The sequence below is a fragment of the Flagellimonas olearia genome (assembly GCF_009184425.1).
In the GTDB taxonomy this organism is placed as follows: Bacteria; Bacteroidota; Bacteroidia; order Flavobacteriales; family Flavobacteriaceae; genus Flagellimonas; species Flagellimonas olearia.
Map to the genome: position 1 here is coordinate 299,770 of NZ_WELG01000002.1, position 18,444 is coordinate 318,213.

Consider the following 18,444-nt stretch of genomic DNA (forward strand, 5'->3'; position numbering starts at 1 on the left):
CCTATCGGTTAAACGTGAGTCTTTTGGCGTTTTTCTTTTCGGAAAAAATCCCATGATCATAAGCCAAGTGCCCATTCACAAAGGTACGTGCCACTTCGGAACCAAAAGTAACCCCTTCAAAGGGAGACCAACCACATTTATAGAAAATATTGGCTTTTTTAACCTCGTTTTGTGAATTACGGGTCACCTGCACCAAATCGGCATAATAGCCTTCACGCACAAAGCCCCTCCTATCAATATCAAAGAGTTTTGCGGGGTTATGGCACATTTTTTCCACCAACTTCTCCAAACTGATCTTACCTTCTTGTTCCTTTTGTAGCATGGCCAACAAGGCGTGTTGCACCAATGGGCCTCCGGATGGGGCCTTGGTGTATGGGTTTTGTTTTTCTTCCAAGGTATGGGGGGCATGATCAGTGGCCACAACATCTATCCTATCATCCAAAAGAGCCTCCCAGAGTTTTTCCCGATCGTTTTTGGTCTTCACCGCAGGATTCCATTTGATCAAGGTGCCTTTTTCGGCATAGTCCTCATCAGAAAACCACAAATGGTGGATACAAACCTCCGCAGTGATCTTCTTTTCTTCGAGGGGAATGGCATTCGTGAACAAATCCGTTTCAATTCCTGTGGAAACATGAAAAACATGCAAACGGGCACCTGTCCGCTTTGCCAAGGCTATGGCTTTGGAAGACGATAGATAGCAGGCCTCGGCACTTCGAATTATAGGATGGAGCTCCACAGGGATATTGTCCCCATACATGTCTTGATATTTGGCCATATTGGCCCTAATGGTCCCCTCATCCTCGCAATGTGCCGAAATCACCATCTCCGTATTGCTGAAAATCTTTTCCAAAACCGCCTCATCGTCCACCAACATATTTCCCGTGGAAGATCCCAAAAACAGTTTCACTCCGGAACAAGCATTTTTATCCAGTCGTTTGAGTTCCTCCAAATTATCGTTGGTGCCCCCAAACAGAAACGAATAGTTGGCATAAGCGTCCGTGGAGGCAATGGCAAACTTCTCCTCCAATTTTTCGAGGGTAGTGGTCTGTGGATTGGTATTGGGCTGCTCCATAAAGGTGGTGATACCTCCTGCTATGGCCGCCCTGCTTTCCGTGGCAATGGTCCCCTTATGGGTAAGCCCGGGTTCCCTGAAATGCACTTGATCGTCTATGATGCCCGGCAACAATAGATCTCCGTTCAAATCCACGACTTGCGCATTGGCATCTGAAATGTCTGAATCGATTCGTGCAATGAAGTCCCCTTCCAACAGCAGATCGGTTTCAAAAATGTGGTTCTCATTGACCACCTTGGCATTCTTCAATAGTGTTTTTGACATTCCTAAAAGTTCTTTCTGAAAAAAAGGCTTCTAAATTTCATGGCAATGACCCCGAATATGGCTTCCCGGATGATGGCCGAGTTCATTTTTGATTTCCCGTTGACCCTATCGGTAAAAATGATGGACACTTCTTCTATCTTGAACTTTTGGAGGTAAGCCCTGTATTTCATTTCAATCTGAAAGGCATATCCTATAAACCTGACATTGTCCAACTTGATTTTTTCCAAAACTTCGCGTTTGTAACATATGAACCCTGCCGTAGGATCATGCACCTTCATCCCGGTAATGAATTTCACATAGAATGATGCCCCATAGGACAACAGAATCCTAAAAAGCGGCCAGTTGACCACATTCACCCCCTTTTTATATCGGGAACCCACGGCCACATCGGCTCCGTTAAGACAAGCACGATGAAGGCGGGACAAGTCTGCAGGACGGTGCGAAAAATCGGCATCCATCTCAAAAATATATTCATAATCCCGCTCCAAAGCCCATTTAAACCCATGGATATACGCCGTTCCCAGGCCCGATTTTTCCTTACGAACCTCCAAGAACAACCTATCGGGGTATTCTTCCTGCAAAGACCTGACCGCTTGGGCCGTACCATCGGGGGAATTATCGTCCACCACAAGAACATGGAAATCCTTCTTAAGGTCAAAAACCGTTTTTGCAATGGCCTCAATATTCTCAATCTCGTTGAAAGTGGGTATAATCACCAAGCCGTCCGCCATTCGATATCAATTAAAGCTCAAAAATACGGTTTTCTTGTTTGCCAAAACAACTTGTTCCACCCATGCCTAGATAGCCTGTTCACCAATATTTGTAACTTTGGCCATCAAAAATCCATTTAATGACCCAAAAGTTTCCTAAACTTTTTCTTGTACTACTGTCCATAGTTTTTGTCCTAAATCTTGTTCAAGGATATTTTACGGAACTTATTTATGATGAGGCCTACTATTGGTACTACGCCCAAAACCTGTCGTGGGGATATTTTGACCATCCGCCCATGGTGGCTTTTTTAATAAAGATGGGCAGTCTGTTTTTTGATGGGGAACTTGGAGTCCGTTTTATGAGCTGTATTCTATCGGTTGGCACATATATCTTGTTATGGTTACTGATTGACAATCCCAAAAAGAAGGATTATGTGGTTCACTTTTTTCTATTGGTGTTCTCCTTTACCTTGATGAACGCCTATGGCTTTTTGACCCTTCCGGATACCCCTCTTTTGTTTTTCACCGCTCTCTTCCTCTGGTTGTACAAACGTTTTCTGAAAGACCCTTCCATTTTGACCACGGTTCTTCTGGGTCTGGTCATGGCGGCCTTAATGTATAGCAAGTACCATGCGGTCTTGGTGATTCTGTTCGTATTCCTTTCCAATGTCAAGCTTATTTTTAATCCAAAAGCTTGGCTGGCCGTGGCTTTGGCATTGATCTGTTACACCCCGCATTTTGTCTGGTTGTATCAAAACGATTTTGTATCGATCACTTTTCATTTGTATGAGCGCCCCAATCAAGCCTATTCCTTTGAAGGGTTTACCTTAGGATATTTCTTAAATCTCATCGTTATTATTGGTCTGTTGTTTTATTGGGTTTACGCCTCCTTTTTTAAATTTAAGGCCACAGATACCTTTTCCAAGGCTTTGGTATACCTCGTCTACGGAATTGTAATTTTCTTTTTCATATCGAGCTTTAATAGGCGGGTACAGGCGCAATGGGCCATTGTCATTTCCATCCCTTTGGCGATCATTGCCTTTAATTACTTGATAGAAAATTCCAAAAGCAGAAAATGGATGTACAGAATAGGCTTGGCGAGTGTGGTTTTATTGCTTTATGCCAGGGCTTGGCTAGTGTACAAGCCCCTGTTTCCCATGCTATATGAGACCCATGCCAATGAAGGTTGGGTGGAGGAGCTCCATGCCAAGGCAGGAGATGCTCCCATTATCTTTGAAAATTCATACCGGCTTGCGCCCATATACCAGTTCAATACCAGGGTACCGGCCATTTCACTGAACAATTTCATGTATCGAAAGAACCAATATTCCATAGACGATTCCGAAGAAAAGGTAAGAGGAAAAAAAGTGGTCTATGTAAGTAAATACCGAAAAAGTGGTGACCTCCAATACAGGCAACCTGACAGTACGGTTTTTTATGGGGTATTCATGGAAAACTTCCAACCGTATCGAAAATTGGAGTGCATTGTTGAAAAGCCGGAAATAGGAATAGAGCACACCTTAAAAGTGTACAACCCTTATTCATTTGATATTCCCCTTGAAGAGTTAGAATATACCATTTCGTATTCCAACGCATACAAGCAGGTCAAGGAAATGCTCCCTTTAAAAGTGGGCAACCTATCCCCGGACCGTGCCATATTAAAAACAAAGGATACCGTTTTTTACACGTTTGAACTTCCTTTGCCAAAAACAATGGACAACCCGGTGTATTTTAGGATAGGCATATCAGAACATGGTTTGCCTCCCGGTTTAAATGGAAAACCCATAAAAATACAAGAATGATTCCCATTGAGAAGACCATAAATTCTTTGGATTGGATGACGATTGTACTATTCGTTGGTCTACTGATCCTTGCCTTGGGAAAGTACTTGTACCACAGCAAGTTTTTTAATTTTGTGATTTTACCGTTCAATGACAAATATGTGCTTTTGCATAACAAAAAAGGGCAACTCTTAAACTGGTTCCACATATTGCTTACCCTATTCCAATTGGTGAATCTTTCCTTGTTTGTGTTTATTGCTCTAAGCATCTTCAATGCCATGCCCGAAGGCAACCCACTGACAGTCTTCTTTGTGCTTATGGGTTTCTTGGCCTTGTTCCAATTGCTAAAATTCGCCGTCCAATTTCTAAAGGCATATGCTTTTAACACACAAGAACTTGTATCAGGTTTGATTTTTAGCAAAACTTCCTATTTCAATTATGGAAGCCTTATATTGTGTGTGGCCAATACCATATTAATATATATTCTAAAAGACTCAAAAACCGTAGTTTATACCGCCATAGTCTTAATTCTTCTTATAAATGGCATAGGAATCGTAAAGCTGTTGAAGAACTATCAAAAAGCTGTGTTTCCGTATTTTGTCTATTTTATTTTGTACCTTTGCGCACTCGAAATTGCGCCCTTGGTGATAATTGGAAGCTATCTAAAAGATTGAAAAGCTTATGAAAGTAAAAACAATTTTGGTTTCCCAACCAGAACCCAAAATCGAAAACTCTCCTTACTCACGATTGATCGAGAAAGAAAAGGTTAAAGTAGACTTTAGGCCTTTTATCCATGTAGAGGGAGTTGAAGCCAAAAATGTACGGCAGCAAAAAATCGATCTGAACAATTTTACGGCAATCATCTTGACGAGTAGAAACTCTGTCGACCATTTTTTCAGGATTGCCGAGGAAATGCGTTTTAAGGTTCCTGACACCATGAAATATTTCTGTCAGTCAGAGGCCGTGGCCTACTATCTGCAGAAATATGTGGTCTATAGAAAGCGTAAGATCTACGTTGGCAAGCGTACCTTCAATGAATTGGTGCCGCTTATCAAAAAATACAAGGACGAAAAATTCCTTTTACCTTCCTCCGATGCCCTTAAGGCAGCAGTGCCCCAAGCTTTGGACGAGTTGGGCGTAGATTGGAAACGCGGCATTTTCTATAAGACCGTCATCAGTGACCTTTCAGACCTTAGAAACGTGTATTACGATGTTTTGGTTTTCTTTAGCCCATCTGGAATTGAATCCCTTCTGAAGAACTTCCCGGATTTTGAGCAGAACAACACCCGCATTGCCGTTTTTGGCAATAGCACTGTAAAAGCTGCTACCGATGCCGGCCTTCGAATTGACATTCAAGCTCCAACCCCGGAAACACCATCCATGACCATGGCGCTACAGAAATACATTACCAGCGTAAATAAGTAAGATTTTATTGGAACATATTATAAAAAAGCCCGGTATTGACCGGGCTTTTTGTTATCATTAGAATGCGTAGCGTTGGGGACCGCCCCTTCTAATCTCTTCGTTGGCATAGGCTTCAAACTTCTTGAAGTTCTCCCTAAACGCATTGCTCAATTTAAAGGCCGTTTTGTAGTACGCCTCATCATTATTCCAAGTAGCCCTTGGGCTCAACACCTTGGTGGGAACCCCTGGGCATTCCCTGGGTTGTGCCACACCAAATACCGAGTGGATATGGTATCTGTCATAGCAATAGAGGCCAAGTTCCCCGTTCAAGGCCGCATGGATCATGGCCCGGGTATATTTCAACTTCATTCGTGTACCTACTCCATAAGGTCCACCGGTCCACCCCGTATTGATCAACCATACGTCCACTCCGGATTCTTTCATTTTCTTGCTCAACATTTCGGCATATTTGGTAGGATGCAATGGCATAAACGGCGCACCAAAACATGCTGAAAAGGAAGGTTGGGGTTCAACCACCCCAGCTTCGGTACCGGCCACTTTTGCGGTATACCCTGATATAAAGTGATAGGCCGCTTGGGCAGGTGTCAACTTTGAAATTGGAGGCAACACCCCAAAGGCATCGGCGGTAAGGAAAAAGATATTCTTTACATTTTCCCCAATCGATGGCTCCTGTATATTGTCTATGTGATAAATGGGATAGCTTACCCTGGTATTCTGTGTTATTGAGGTGTTTGAGAAATCAACTACTCCAGCATCATCCATGATTACATTTTCCAAAATGGCCCCTTTTTTGATCGCTCCATAAATCTCGGGTTCACTCTCTTCGGAAAGGTCAATCACCTTGGCATAGCAACCTCCCTCAAAATTGAAAACGGTATTGGCCTCTGTCCATCCGTGTTCATCATCTCCAATAAGTTTTCTATGGGGGTCCGTGGACAAGGTAGTCTTTCCCGTACCCGAAAGCCCAAAGAAAATAGCCGTATCACCCTCTTCTCCAACATTTGCGGAACAGTGCATGGGTAGCGTGTTTTTATATACTGGAAGTATAAAATTCAGGGCAGAGAAAATACCCTTCTTGATTTCTCCCGTATATCCGGTTCCTCCTATCAGGGCAATCTTTCTGGTAAAGTTTAAAATGGCAAAGTTATGTTGACGGGTCCCGTCCACTTCAGGGTTGGCCATAAAACCGGGCGCATTGACCACGGTCCATTCCGGTTCAAAACCATCCAGCTCCTCATCTGTTGGCCGTAAGAACATATTATAGGCAAACATATTGGACCACGGGTACTCGTTAATGACCCTTAGGTTCATTTTATATGCCGGGTCCGCACAAGCATAGGAATCCCGTACAAACAACTCCTTTTCGTTAAGATATGCGATGACCTTATCATAGAGTTGGTCAAACTTTTCACTCTCAAAAGGGATGTTGATATTGCCCCACCACACCTTATCTTCGGCAATGGCATCTTTGACGATGAAACGGTCCTTGGGCGACCTTCCGGTAAATTCCCCAGTGTTTACGGCCAAAGCCCCAGAAGAGGCTTCTTTTCCCATGCCCATTTCCAAGGTAATATTGTGCAATTCCTCTGGGGAAAGTTGGTAATGGAAGTTTTTATGATCTATTCCATATGATTTAAGCGAAATCGTTTTCGAAGCTGATGTGGAAGCTTTCATTGGTTCGTTTTTTATATACTGCAAAACTAGAAAAATATAACTTTTAAACCTCTGTTTGTGGTTTATTTAAGCCTGTTTATGGGTTAAAATACGGTATCCTAAAAGAAACCATCCCAAAATCAGAAAAACACCTCCAATTGGTGTTAAAAATCCAATGACTTTAAAATCAAAGCTCGTAAGACTGTTCAGGGCCAAGGCATAAATGGAAAAAGAAAACAGCACAACACCCATCAGTACCATTGTGTAAATCACTTTTTTCCCTTTTTTGTCCAACCCTTGCCAAATCCCCAAAAAAAGCAGGAACAATGCATGGTACATTTGATACCTCACTCCGGTCTCGAACACCTCAATTGATTCAGAATCCACCAACTTTTCCAAGCCATGCGCTCCAAAGGCACCCAACACAATGGCCAATAAACCGAATAGGATTCCCGTTAATAGTATTGTTCTGTTCATAACTTTATTGACTAATTTTTTTAGAAATATAACAATTTGATACCTTAGTGTCCGTTTTAATCAAAAGTAATCAAAACCTATGGTCCGCACTATTTTAGTTGTGGGGGCAGGAAAATCAACCTCCTATCTATTAGACTATCTGCTTAAAAATTCGGATAGTGAAAACCTCCGTTTGGTCATTGGCGACCTACAACCCAAGAACATTCCAGAGCAATTTTCATCACACCCCAACTGCGATGTGATCACGTTGGATATTTTCAATGATGATGACCGCAAAAAAGCCGTATCGTCCGCATCGATTGTCATCTCAATGCTTCCGGCCAGTTTGCACATTAAGATCGCAGAAGATTGCATTCAGTTTAAAAAGCATTTGGTCACCGCATCGTATGTAAGCAAGGAAATGGAAGCCCTGAACGAGGAGGTGAAAAAGAACGGTCTCATTTTTATGAATGAGATTGGCCTTGACCCAGGAATTGACCATATGAGTGCCATGGAAGTGATCGATCGTATCCGCGCCGAAGGCGGAAAAATGTTGTTGTTCGAGTCGTTTACCGGCGGATTGGTGGCCCCTGAAAGCGATTCCAATCTATGGAACTATAAATTTACCTGGAATCCAAGAAACGTGGTCCTTGCCGGTCAAGGTGGAGTTGCCAAATTCATCCAAGAGGGCACCTATAAATACATCCCCTACCAAAAACTGTTTAGGAGAACCGAGTTTTTGGATGTGGAGGGTCATGGAAAGTTTGAGGCCTATGCCAACCGCGATTCCTTAAAATATAGAGAAGCCTATGGCCTCCAAGATGCCCTTACCCTTTTTAGGGGCACCATGCGCAGGGTAGGTTTTTCCAAAGCGTGGCAGATGTTTGTCGTTTTGGGGATGACGGACGACAGCTACACCATTGAAAACTCCGAAGGCATGTCCTACCGGGAGTTTATAAACCTTTTCTTGCCCTATTCCCCTACAGACTCGGTGGAATTGAAATTGCGGTACTACCTTAAGATAGATCAAGATGATATCCGTTGGGGTAAATTATTGGAGTTGAATCTCTTTGACGCTACCAAAAAAATCCCCTTGAAAAATGCTTCGCCTGCACAGATCCTTCAATATATCCTTGAGGATAGTTGGACCTTGAAAGAAGACGAAAAGGATATGATCGTGATGTACCACAAATTTGGCTACGAGTTAAACGGTATTAAAAAACAGATTGATGCCAACATGGTGGTCATTGGGGAAAATAGAACCTACACAGCCATGGCCAAAACCGTTGGCCTGCCAGTGGCCATTGCCACCTTGCAGATATTGAACAAAAAGATCACCACCCCAGGGGTTCAGATTCCCATTAGTATGGAAGTATACCAACCCATACTTGACGAACTCAAATCCTACGGAATGCATTTTAAGGAATACGAAGTGCCCTATTTGGGATACAATCCAGATTCGGTGGCCAGTTAGCCTTATGCATTTTTTCAATATCTTTAGCTTCAGTTTTAAATCTTTTCTGTGAAAAACCATAACAGTTCGGTTAAAATTGATGGCATAGACAAGAAAATCCTAAGGTTCTTGATGGAAGATGCCAGAAGGCCCATTTTGGAAATCGCCCGTAACATTGGTATTTCCGGAGCAGCCATTCACCAGAGATTGCGGAAATTGGAAAGTTCAGGTCTCTTGTCCGGTTCAAAATTCATCATCAACCCCAAGGTACTGGGGTATACCACCATGGCCTATATCGGTATCTTTTTGGACAAGGCCATGGCCAATCCGCAAGCTGTACGCGAACTTGAGAAAATCCCTGAAGTTCTGGAATGCCATTATACCACGGGAAACTGGTCCATCCTCATTAAAGTCCTATGCCGGGACAACGAACACCTGATGCAAGTGCTCAATAAAAAAATCCAACAAATCGAAGGGGTTTCAAGAACAGAAACCTTCATTTCCTTGGATCAGCAAATAGATCGACAAATTCAAATCTGATATTTGTATTCAATCTAAATAAACTTTACATTTGTGCCCATGAATGTAGTTTATCAATCTACATATTACACCTTATATCAATCCGTGAAGGAACGTTGCTTCTATGTGGATTTTGGCCAAAAATTGGTCCGAATGTCGCTTTGCCAATTGCTTTCCCTTCGACATAAGGTATTGTCCATCTCCATTGAAGATCATTTTGACGGGGATTTGAACAAACATGGCTTTGAGGTATTGATGCTTTGCAACAAAGAACACCTCTTGGTCCTGAACACCTTGGAAATCCTGGACCTTAAACACATGGTTGAACAAGGTTTTGTGGCCATGGGGCTTTCCGAAGAACGTGAAGCCGTCACCGTTTAGACCCCTTTCTTCCATCTATTTTTATTCAATCTAAAACTGCCTTAAAACAAGGAAGTTACTTCCAAAACGGAATCAAATTCCTTATTTTTGATATACTAACACGATAAACCCTGTATACATGAAAGATATAGCAAGACAAAGTATGAGCATTAAAGTGGAATCCATGGATCTGCTCAACGGACAGATAAAAATGGAAGCCCATGCTTCTGCCACCTATTTGGCCATGGCGTCTTGGTGCGAGCAGAACGGGTTTTTTACCAGTGCCAAATTCTTCTATAAGCAAGCCGAAGAAGAACGCGGCCATATGATGAAGATTTTTGAATTTTTGATCGATACTGGGGGAAATCCCTTATCTCCAGAAATTACCGGTATCAACCATGACTACTCATCCATTGTTGATGTGTTCGAGAGCACTTTGGAACATGAGGTGGCCGTTACCAAATCCATTCACAATATTGTGAAAAAAGCACGTGAACTGGGTGATATTGCCACAGAACGTTTCTTGGATTGGTTTGTATTGGAACAGGTTGAGGAAGAGAACACCATCCGGGACATTCTGGATATGATCGAAGTGACCGGAACAGAGGGTGTTGGTCTTCAAATGATCGACAATCAAGTGGGCAACTGGATAGAATAAATTATCCATATCCTATAAAACATAACGGGGCCGATGGCCCCGTTTTTAGTTTGTATAATCTTATTTATGCTGCTTCATAATGAATTTGGGTCATCGGTTTTGAAACTCTCGGTCCACCTGTTCCTGGCCCATGGACCCATGGGCTGCAATAGCTCAAACAATTCTTCCCCGTACTCTGTTAAGGCATAACCCTCCATAGTTCTCTTGATCAAGTTACAATCCCTTAATTCCTTGATCCGGGTATTGAGTGTATTGGGAGAAATGGATTCGCAATAATCCTGTAACCCCCTAAACGTGCTAGGCCCATTGTACAGGTGCCAAATGATTCCCATGGCCCAACTCCTTCCCAATAGATCCAATAAAGCCATGATGGGTTGTCCTGTTTTTGACCCACGAACAGGCAGCCCAGGCCTAGGTATTTTCATATTGCTATTATTTTAATAGCAAAGCTACTAAAAATATAGCAAACATAATTTACTCCCGCAACAGGGCACAAAAAAACCTGCTCAATCCTAGTTGAACAGGTTTGTAAATATTGTAGATCTTGATTCTTAGTCCCTACTGCCAAACACCTGTACTGCCCAGTAGAGCAAGGAAGCCAAAGCACCCAATGCTGCTACGAGATAGGTTCTGGCCGCCCATTTTAAAGCGTCTTCGGCCCCGGCATATTCTTGTTGGCTTACCATGTTCTTCTGCTTCAACCACACCAAGGCCCGTTTGCTGGCATCGTACTCCACCGGAAGGGTAACAAAGCTGAACAAGGTAGCCATTCCCATCATGACCAAACCGGCCACTGCAATATAAAAACCTATTCCGCCTGCCACACCTGTTGCCGCCATCAAGGCTATACCTCCAAATACGACCCAAGTGGACATTCCCGAGGTTACACTCACCACTGGAACCAATTTGGACCGCATGGTCAACCATTCATACGCTTGGGCGTGTTGCACCGCGTGCCCACATTCATGGGCCGCCACCGCAGCTGCGGCTGCATTACGTTGACTGTATACGCCTTCACTAAGGTTAACGGTCTTGTTTTTTGGGTTGTAGTGGTCGGTAAGCATTCCGGGAGTAGAAATAACTTTCACGTCCCGAATACCATGGTCATCCAGCATTTTTTGGGCAATCTCTGCACCACTCATACCATTTCTTAGATGTACCTGGGAGTATTTCTTGAACTTACTTTTAAGTTTATTGCTCACCAACCAGCTGACCAGTGCAATCCCACCAATCAATATATAATATGTCATCATAATTATTCGATTTTTGCTCTTATAAATATACCATATTACAACAAAAACCCCGCCAAGCTTTGACGGGGTCTTTCTACTGACAAAATGTATGCTTTTACGCCACGGCAGATTCCCAATGAAACGTCTTAATGATTTCTTCGTATACCACTTCCCCTTCAACAATATTCAATCCTTTGGCCAAGGTCTTGTCCAAATTGCAGGCACTTCGCCAGCCCATATTGGCCAATTTAAGCACATAGGGCAAGGTAACGTTGGTCAAGGCCACCGTTGAGGTGTACGGCACGGCTCCAGGCATATTGGCTACACAGTAATGGACCACATCATCAATAATATATGTGGGGTTGCCATGGGTAGTGGGTTTGGTGGTTTCCACACACCCTCCTTGGTCCACGGCCACATCAACGATAACCGTTCCAGGACGCATTTCCTTCAACATATCCCTTGTGATCAGATTGGGCGCCTTGGCTCCCTTCAACAACACCCCTCCTATAATAAGATCATGGGATTGTATATGTTTTCTGATATTGAACTCATTGGAAAACTCCGTGACCACATGACTGGGCATGATATCATTTACATAGCGAAGCCGTTTCATATTGACATCCAGAATGGTAACATGTGCGCCAAGCCCAGCTGCCATTTTTGCAGCCTGAATGCCTACAGTGCCCGCCCCTAGAATCAAGACACGACCGGGGGCTACCCCGGGAACACCTCCTAAAAGCACTCCACGACCTTTCACTGGTTTTTCCAAATATTTAGCCCCTTGCTGAATGGCCATCCTTCCCGCCACTTCAGACATTGGGGTCAACAAAGGCAGGGTGCCCTCCTCATCCTCCACAGTTTCATAGGCAATGCACACACCCTTGCTTTTGATCATGGCTTGGGTCAATGCCTCGCTCGAAGCAAAATGAAAGTAGGTAAAAACAATCTGCCCTTCCTGGATCAAATCGTACTCCTTGGCAATGGGTTCCTTGACCTTCACGATCATATCGCTCTTGGCATACACCTGCTCAATGGTATCCAAAATAGTGGCTCCGGCCTGTTGGTAATCTTTATCAAAAAACCCACTGCCCTCACCTGCACCCGATTGCACATAAACGGTATGGTAGTTCTTCACCAATTCAAAAACCCCAGCTGGCGTCATGCCAACCCGGCCTTCACTGCTTTTGATTTCTTTAGGCACCCCTACAATCATTTTGTTGTGTTTTATGGTTACTATACCCAAAGTTGTTATAAAAACCGGAATCAACGAAATGAAATCGATAAAATGTAGGGGTTGTCAGTTAAATTTTATATAAAAACCATGTTATACCCTACTTTTTTAGGGGGTAAATAATAATTATTATACAAAATGACATGTTATACCCATCAAAAATAGGGGTTACTTGTGCTTTAGTTTTAAAAACAGCATCACTATGACCAGTAGTCCTGTTAAACCATTGGCCAATATGATGGCCAGACTCCCATGCACGTAACCGTAATACAGCCACAGCATGGTTCCAATGAAGAAAGCCAAATACATGGTAAGGGAAATATCCCGTGTGGACTTATGCCGCCAGGCCTTATATACTTGCGGGATAAAGGCACTGGTGGTAAGGGTGGCCGCAACAAGGCCAATGATCTCAATAGTGTCCATGGTAGGTTATTTACCCTAAATGTAGGGCTTTACTGTTTTGAAAAACAAAAATAGTCCGCCTTAAAAGCACTATTCCATCATCTGGAATAGATGCCCTTTTACCCAACGATATTCACAATCTTACCGGGCACCACAATGACTTTTTTGGGAGTACGCCCCTGCAACTGTTCCTGGGTTTTTTCGTGGGCCAAGACTGCAGCCTCTATCTCTTCTTTGCCCATATCCAAAGGCAATTCCAATTTGAAACGCATTTTTCCATTGAATGAAATAGGATACTCCTTGCTGCTCTCCACTAGATATTTCTGCTCAAACTTTGGGAAAGGCGCTTCGGCAATGGACTCGGCATGTCCCAGTCGCTCCCAAAGCTCCTCGGCAATATGGGGTGCGTAGGGCGACACCAAAATGGCCAACTGTTCAAAAATAGCCTTGCTGGTACATTTTTGAGCGGTAAGTTCGTTTACGCAAATCATAAAGGTGGACACGGAAGTATTGAACGAGAAGTTCTCGATATCCTCCTCCACTTTCTTGATGGTCTTGTGCAGCGTTTTCAGATTATCCGCCGTGGGTTCTTTATCCTCAATGACCTCAAAAAGACGCCATAGTTTTTTAAGGAAGGAATGTACTCCCGTAATTCCTGCAGTGTTCCAAGGTTTGGATTGCTCCAAGGGCCCCAAGAACATTTCATACAGACGTAGTGAATCTGCTCCATATTCCTCACAAATGGCATCGGGGTTGACGACATTGTACTTGGACTTGGACATTTTTTCCACCTCGCGACCTACAATATATTTTCCATCTTCCAAGATGAACTCGGCATCCCCGTATTCCGGTTGCCATTTTTTAAAGGCTTCCACATCCAACTCATCGGATGCATTTACTAAAGAAACATCGGCGTGAATCGGAATAACATTTTTACCCTCATTCAAACCTTTTGAATACACTTTATTGGAATCCAAATCTTTATAGATAAAAGCACTAGTTCCCGTGATCATACCTTGATTAATCAATTTTTGGGCATACTCGTCCTTGGGCACATAACCTCGATCAAACATAAACTTCTGCCAAAAACGGGAATATAACAGGTGGCCTGTGGCATGTTCACTACCGCCAATATAGAGATCCACATCCTGCCAATATCCAATGGCCTCTGGAGAAAAGATGGCCTCATCATTGCGCGGGTCCATATATCGATTAAAGTATTGGGAACTCCCTGCCCAACCCGGCATGGTGTTCAATTCCAATGGAAAAACGGTTTTATGATCAATCAAATCATTTGAGACCACTTCACTTTTTTCAACATTCCAAGCCCAAGTGGTGGCATTGCCCAAGGGCGGTTCGCCGGTTTCGGTGGGAAGGTATTTCTCCACTTCGGGGAGTTCCAATGGCAAGTGTTCCAAGGCAATCATCTGGGGCATACCATCCACATAATACACCGGGAAGGGTTCTCCCCAATAGCGTTGCCTGCTGAACACGGCATCACGAAGGCGATAGTTGATCTTACCCACTCCATGTTCAATTTTTTCCAACTCGGCAATCACCTTTTTGGTGGCCTCTTTATAGGAAAGCCCATTCAAAAAGTCGGAATTAGCTATGATGGTGGTCGCCTTATCGGCAAAAGCCTCTTCGGAAATATCCACCCCTTCAAAAATGTTGGGGATGGCTATATTATAATGTTTGGCAAAATCATAATCCCGTTGGTCACCACAAGGCACAGCCATTACTGCCCCAGTTCCATAACTGGCCAAAACGTAATCGCCAATCCAAACAGGAACAGGCTCCTTGGTGAACGGATGCTCTGCATACGCACCGGTAAACACCCCTGAAATGGTTTTTACATCGGCCATACGATCCCGCTCGGAACGCTTTGCCGTGGCCTCCACATAGGCTTCCACCTCGGCTTTTTGTTCCAGGGTAGTGATTTTCCCCACCAGATCATGCTCAGGGGCCAAAGTCATAAAACTTACCCCAAAAATGGTATCGGGGCGGGTGGTGAAGACCTCAATCGTGTCCGGCTTCTCGACTGCGCTCGAAGTGACACCTTCATTTGGAATGACATTGAAAGTCACCGAAGCGCCTTCGGAACGACCAATCCAATTGGTCTGGGAATCTTTTAGGGGCTGTGGCCAATCAATCTTGTTCAATCCATCGAGCAAGCGTTGGGCATAAGCCGTGATACGCATGCTCCATTGTGTCATTTTTTTTCGGATGACGGGATGACCTCCACGCTCGGATACGCCGTTTACGATTTCATCATTGGCCAAAACCGTTCCCAAAGCCGGACACCAGTTCACTTCGGTATCGGCCAAATAGGTCAGTCTGTATTTTAAAAGAATCCCTTGTTTCTCCTTCTCTGAAAATGCGTTCCATTCCGCTGCACCAAAATTGGGTGTATCCTCATCACAAACGGCTTCCACCGTTGTATTTCCTTCCTTTTCAAAAAGGGAGACCAAAGTCTCAATGGCTTCAGCTTTATCGGAACTTTTATTGTACCACGAGTTGAACAATTGGATAAAGATCCATTGTGTCCATTTGTAATATCCGGGATTGGAAGTGCGCACTTCCCTGCTCCAATCGAACGAAAAGCCCAACCTGTCCAACTGCTCGCGATACCTATTGATATTATTTTCGGTAGTGATTGCAGGATGCTGTCCGGTTTGAATGGCGTACTGCTCCGCAGGCAATCCAAAGGAATCGTACCCCATGGGGTGCAACACATTGAACCCTTTATGTCTTTTATAACGGGAATAGATGTCCGTGGCAATGTACCCCAGCGGGTGGCCAACATGCAATCCTGCCCCAGAAGGGTAGGGGAACATGGACAAGGCATAAAATTTGGGCTTGTCGGAATCGTTGATTGCCTTAAAGGTTTCATTTTCTGCCCAGTACTTCTGCCATTTGGCTTCAATGTCACGGAAATCGTAGTTCATCATACTTTTTTATGTTCACTTTGTCACATCGAGCCCTTCACCTTTGCTCAGGATAAACTCCGTTAGATGCCCCAAGTATAAGGGAAGAGATTTCTCGCCAAGATTACATCCAGCCTCGAAATGACAAAAAACTGTATCTCTTTTCGAGTTGCAAAAATAGGTTTAATCCCCTAAATACAATTTACTTTTCTATTTTTACGTACTGATTCCACTCTATGAGCCAATATATTGAACGATATCAGCGAAGAAAGTTGATTTCCTCCTACTTCTCCGTGGTTTTGAGCATCGCATTGGTGCTTTTCCTCTTGGGCGTTTTGGGACTTTTGGTCCTGAATACCAAAAAACTGGCAGACCACTTTAAGGAGCAAATCACCATTTCGGTCTTTTTGAAGGACAATGCCAAACCGGTAGAGATTGACCAATTGCAAAAAAGCCTTGCCTTGGCCGAATATACCAAATCTGCCGAGTACATTTCCAAAGAGGATGCTGCAGAGCAGTATAGTGAAGACATTGGAGAGAATTTCGTGGAGTTTTTGGGCTACAATCCACTAAAAAATTCCATTGACGTGCATTTAAAGGCCGATTTTGTCTCTCCCGAGCAAATCGCGGAAATTGCCGATGATCTTGCCACAAAAACCTACGTGGACGAAGTAAGCTATGACAAGCCGTTGATCTCCCTGCTTAACGACAACGCCCGAAAGATAAGTTTATGGATATTGGTGGCCAGTGCCATTTTTACCGTCATAGCCGTGCTGCTCATCAATAGTTCCATCCGACTTTCCATCTATTCCAAACGGTTTATCATCAAGACTATGCAGATGGTAGGTGCCACCAAGACCTTTATCAGGAGACCGTTTATCTGGGCCAATATCAAGCTGGGTATGATAGGCGCAGCCGTGGCGTTGGCTTCCCTAAGTATACTCATCTATTACATCAACAAAAATTTTCCCGAATTGAACCTGCTACAGGATTATTTGGTATTGATCTTTTTGTTCGTCGGGGTCTTTGGACTTGGGGTTGTCATTTCATGGGCAAGCACCCATTTTGCCACCCAACGTTTTTTAAATCTAAGGACAGACGATCTTTACTATTAGATTCTAGATATTGGACCGCTACGCTGATAGATTTGGGACTCATAACTTCCCATATTGTTGGTTCAGAAAATATTCTGGGAAACTTTTCCTTAAATTTGCTGCATGAGCAAGAAAAACAAGAATGTTCAAAAACCCACCAAGGAGTTTATTTTTCAAAAAAAGAACTACCTGTTCCTCTTCATAGGACTGGCTTTTATTGCCTTGGGTTTTATTTTGATGGCTGGGGGTGGCAGTGATGACCCCGAGGTCTTCAATCCAGATATCTACAGTTTTAGGAGAATTCGTTTGGCACCCACTTTGGTACTGATCGGCTTGGGCATACAGATTTATGCCATTTTGTTGAACCCTAACAAAAACAAAGAATAATTGGAGCTTATTGATGCTATTATCCTTGGAATCATCCAAGGGTTGACCGAATTTTTACCTGTATCGTCCAGCGGACATTTGGAATTGGGGAAAGCCATTTTGGGCGCACATGCCCTTCCCGAGGAAAGCTTACTCTTCACGGTAATCTTACATTTTGCCACCGCACTGAGCACTCTGGTCGTATTTAGAAAGGACGTTTTTGAGATTTTAAAAGGCCTTTTCCAGTTCAAATGGAACGAAGAGACCCAGTTTTCACTCAAGATTGTCATTTCCATGATTCCCGCCGCTTTGGTCGGGCTTTTTCTGAATGATTTTATTGAAGTGTTTTTTGACGGCGCCATCATCATAGTGGGCATTATGCTCATCATTACTGCAGTGCTACTCTATTTGGCCGATTTGGCCAAGACTACGGACAAGGGGGTTTCGTTCAGAAGTGCGTTTGTCATTGGAATGGCACAGGCCGTGGCCATATTACCAGGGATTTCCAGAAGTGGGGCCACCATTTCGGCAGCTGTTCTTTTAGGGGTGGACAAGGCCAAATCGGCCCGTTTTTCATTCTTGATGGTCGTTCCCCTGATTTTGGGGAAAGTGGCCAAAGACCTCATGGGAGGTGAAATCAATTTTCATGGTGATCAAGCCGTGGCCATGGGTGCTGGGTTTATTGCGGCCTTCATTGCCGGTCTTGCTGCCTGTACTTGGATGATCAAACTCGTGCGCCAGAGCAAGCTTACCTATTTTGCCATATATTGTCTTATTGTGGGACTTATCGCCGTTGCCTGGAGCATTTGGGGATAGATTGTTACCTTTATCCAAATCC

The 18,444-nt window shown here is 43.7% G+C and carries 19 protein-coding genes; 10 read left to right on the plus strand and 9 right to left on the minus strand.

Going from position 1 to position 18,444, the window contains the following annotated elements; genetic code table 11:
* Position 1: 1 nt before the first annotated feature.
* Together F8C76_RS10690 and F8C76_RS10695 are read right to left on the minus strand one after the other, a co-directional pair.
* Positions 2 to 1,336 (minus strand): dihydroorotase, encoded by a 1,335-nt coding sequence (locus tag F8C76_RS10690; protein WP_152131720.1) that lies wholly within the window; start codon positions 1,334 to 1,336, stop codon positions 2 to 4.
* 2 nt (positions 1,337 to 1,338) lie between these two features.
* Positions 1,339 to 2,067: a polyprenol monophosphomannose synthase gene (locus tag F8C76_RS10695; protein ID WP_129653590.1), complete on the minus strand. Its 729-nt coding sequence runs from the start codon at positions 2,065 to 2,067 to the stop codon at positions 1,339 to 1,341.
* Positions 2,068 to 2,186: 119 nt separating this feature from the next.
* Between F8C76_RS10695 and F8C76_RS10700 the strand changes: the two genes are divergently transcribed.
* Genes F8C76_RS10700 through F8C76_RS10710 form a run of 3 tightly spaced genes read left to right on the plus strand, consistent with a single transcriptional unit; the run spans position 2,187 to position 5,252 of the window.
* Positions 2,187 to 3,848 carry a glycosyltransferase family 39 protein gene (locus F8C76_RS10700; protein ID WP_152131721.1) on the plus strand — a complete coding sequence of 554 codons (1,662 nt, stop codon included), beginning with the start codon at positions 2,187 to 2,189 and terminating at the stop codon, positions 3,846 to 3,848.
* Positions 3,845 to 4,501 carry a DUF4271 domain-containing protein gene (locus tag F8C76_RS10705; RefSeq protein ID WP_152131722.1) on the plus strand — a complete coding sequence of 219 codons (657 nt, stop codon included), beginning with the start codon at positions 3,845 to 3,847 and terminating at the stop codon, positions 4,499 to 4,501. Before F8C76_RS10700 ends, F8C76_RS10705 begins: the two co-directional genes overlap by 4 nt.
* A 7-nt stretch (positions 4,502 to 4,508) precedes the next feature.
* The gene (locus F8C76_RS10710) at positions 4,509 to 5,252 is read left to right on the plus strand and encodes a uroporphyrinogen-III synthase (RefSeq protein WP_116216349.1); all 744 of its coding nucleotides are present in this window, start codon (positions 4,509 to 4,511) and stop codon (positions 5,250 to 5,252) included.
* Positions 5,253 to 5,309: 57 nt separating this feature from the next.
* On the opposite strand, the gene pckA is transcribed toward F8C76_RS10710, so the two are convergent.
* Together pckA and F8C76_RS10720 are read right to left on the minus strand one after the other, a co-directional pair.
* Positions 5,310 to 6,926, minus strand: coding sequence for a phosphoenolpyruvate carboxykinase (ATP) (gene pckA, locus F8C76_RS10715; RefSeq protein ID WP_152131723.1), 1,617 nt, complete (start codon positions 6,924 to 6,926; stop codon positions 5,310 to 5,312).
* Positions 6,927 to 6,992: 66 nt separating this feature from the next.
* Complete coding sequence (locus F8C76_RS10720) at positions 6,993 to 7,382, minus strand: DUF423 domain-containing protein (protein ID WP_152131724.1); 390 nt, start codon at positions 7,380 to 7,382, stop codon at positions 6,993 to 6,995.
* 79 nt (positions 7,383 to 7,461) lie between these two features.
* On the opposite strand from F8C76_RS10720, the gene F8C76_RS10725 reads away from it, so the two are divergent.
* The 4 genes from F8C76_RS10725 to F8C76_RS10740 all read left to right on the plus strand — a co-directional run bounded on the left by F8C76_RS10725 (position 7,462) and on the right by F8C76_RS10740 (position 10,351).
* Positions 7,462 to 8,835 carry a saccharopine dehydrogenase family protein gene (locus F8C76_RS10725; protein WP_152131725.1) on the plus strand — a complete coding sequence of 458 codons (1,374 nt, stop codon included), beginning with the start codon at positions 7,462 to 7,464 and terminating at the stop codon, positions 8,833 to 8,835.
* A gap of 48 nt (positions 8,836 to 8,883) precedes the next feature.
* A complete protein-coding gene (locus tag F8C76_RS10730) occupies positions 8,884 to 9,354 on the plus strand; it encodes an Lrp/AsnC ligand binding domain-containing protein (protein ID WP_116216353.1) in 471 nt (156 codons plus the stop codon).
* A 39-nt stretch (positions 9,355 to 9,393) separates the two neighbouring features.
* The gene (locus F8C76_RS10735; RefSeq protein ID WP_152131726.1) at positions 9,394 to 9,714 is read left to right on the plus strand and encodes a hypothetical protein; all 321 of its coding nucleotides are present in this window, start codon (positions 9,394 to 9,396) and stop codon (positions 9,712 to 9,714) included.
* A 118-nt stretch (positions 9,715 to 9,832) separates the two neighbouring features.
* Positions 9,833 to 10,351: a ferritin gene (locus F8C76_RS10740; RefSeq protein WP_152131727.1), complete on the plus strand. Its 519-nt coding sequence runs from the start codon at positions 9,833 to 9,835 to the stop codon at positions 10,349 to 10,351.
* 74 nt (positions 10,352 to 10,425) lie between these two features.
* On the opposite strand, the gene F8C76_RS10745 is transcribed toward F8C76_RS10740, so the two are convergent.
* The 5 genes from F8C76_RS10745 to leuS form a co-directional block, all read right to left on the minus strand.
* Positions 10,426 to 10,776, minus strand: a complete 351-nt coding sequence (locus tag F8C76_RS10745; protein WP_152131728.1) for a winged helix-turn-helix transcriptional regulator — start codon at positions 10,774 to 10,776, stop codon at positions 10,426 to 10,428.
* Positions 10,777 to 10,902: 126 nt separating this feature from the next.
* Positions 10,903 to 11,604 (minus strand): zinc metallopeptidase, encoded by a 702-nt coding sequence (locus F8C76_RS10750; protein WP_129653599.1) that lies wholly within the window; start codon positions 11,602 to 11,604, stop codon positions 10,903 to 10,905.
* Positions 11,605 to 11,698: 94 nt separating this feature from the next.
* Entirely contained in the window at positions 11,699 to 12,799 is a 1,101-nt protein-coding gene (gene ald, locus F8C76_RS10755; RefSeq protein WP_152131729.1) for an alanine dehydrogenase, read from the minus strand.
* Positions 12,800 to 12,985: 186 nt separating this feature from the next.
* On the minus strand, positions 12,986 to 13,240 hold the full coding sequence (locus F8C76_RS10760) for a SemiSWEET family sugar transporter (RefSeq protein WP_152131730.1): 255 nt from the start codon (positions 13,238 to 13,240) through the stop codon (positions 12,986 to 12,988).
* A gap of 98 nt (positions 13,241 to 13,338) precedes the next feature.
* Positions 13,339 to 16,167, minus strand: coding sequence for a leucine--tRNA ligase (gene leuS, locus F8C76_RS10765; protein ID WP_152132868.1), 2,829 nt, complete (start codon positions 16,165 to 16,167; stop codon positions 13,339 to 13,341).
* Between the two features lie 215 nt (positions 16,168 to 16,382).
* Here leuS and F8C76_RS10770 point away from each other — a divergent pair, with 215 nt between their 5' ends.
* The 3 genes from F8C76_RS10770 (at position 16,383) to F8C76_RS10780 (ending at position 18,422) form a co-directional block, all read left to right on the plus strand.
* Positions 16,383 to 17,261, plus strand: a complete 879-nt coding sequence (locus tag F8C76_RS10770) for a cell division protein FtsX (protein ID WP_152131731.1) — start codon at positions 16,383 to 16,385, stop codon at positions 17,259 to 17,261.
* A 102-nt stretch (positions 17,262 to 17,363) separates the two neighbouring features.
* On the plus strand, positions 17,364 to 17,627 hold the full coding sequence (locus F8C76_RS10775) for a DUF3098 domain-containing protein (protein ID WP_129653603.1): 264 nt from the start codon (positions 17,364 to 17,366) through the stop codon (positions 17,625 to 17,627).
* A complete protein-coding gene (locus F8C76_RS10780) occupies positions 17,628 to 18,422 on the plus strand; it encodes an undecaprenyl-diphosphate phosphatase (RefSeq protein WP_152131732.1) in 795 nt (264 codons plus the stop codon).
* The last annotated feature ends 22 nt before the right edge of the window (positions 18,423 to 18,444 follow it).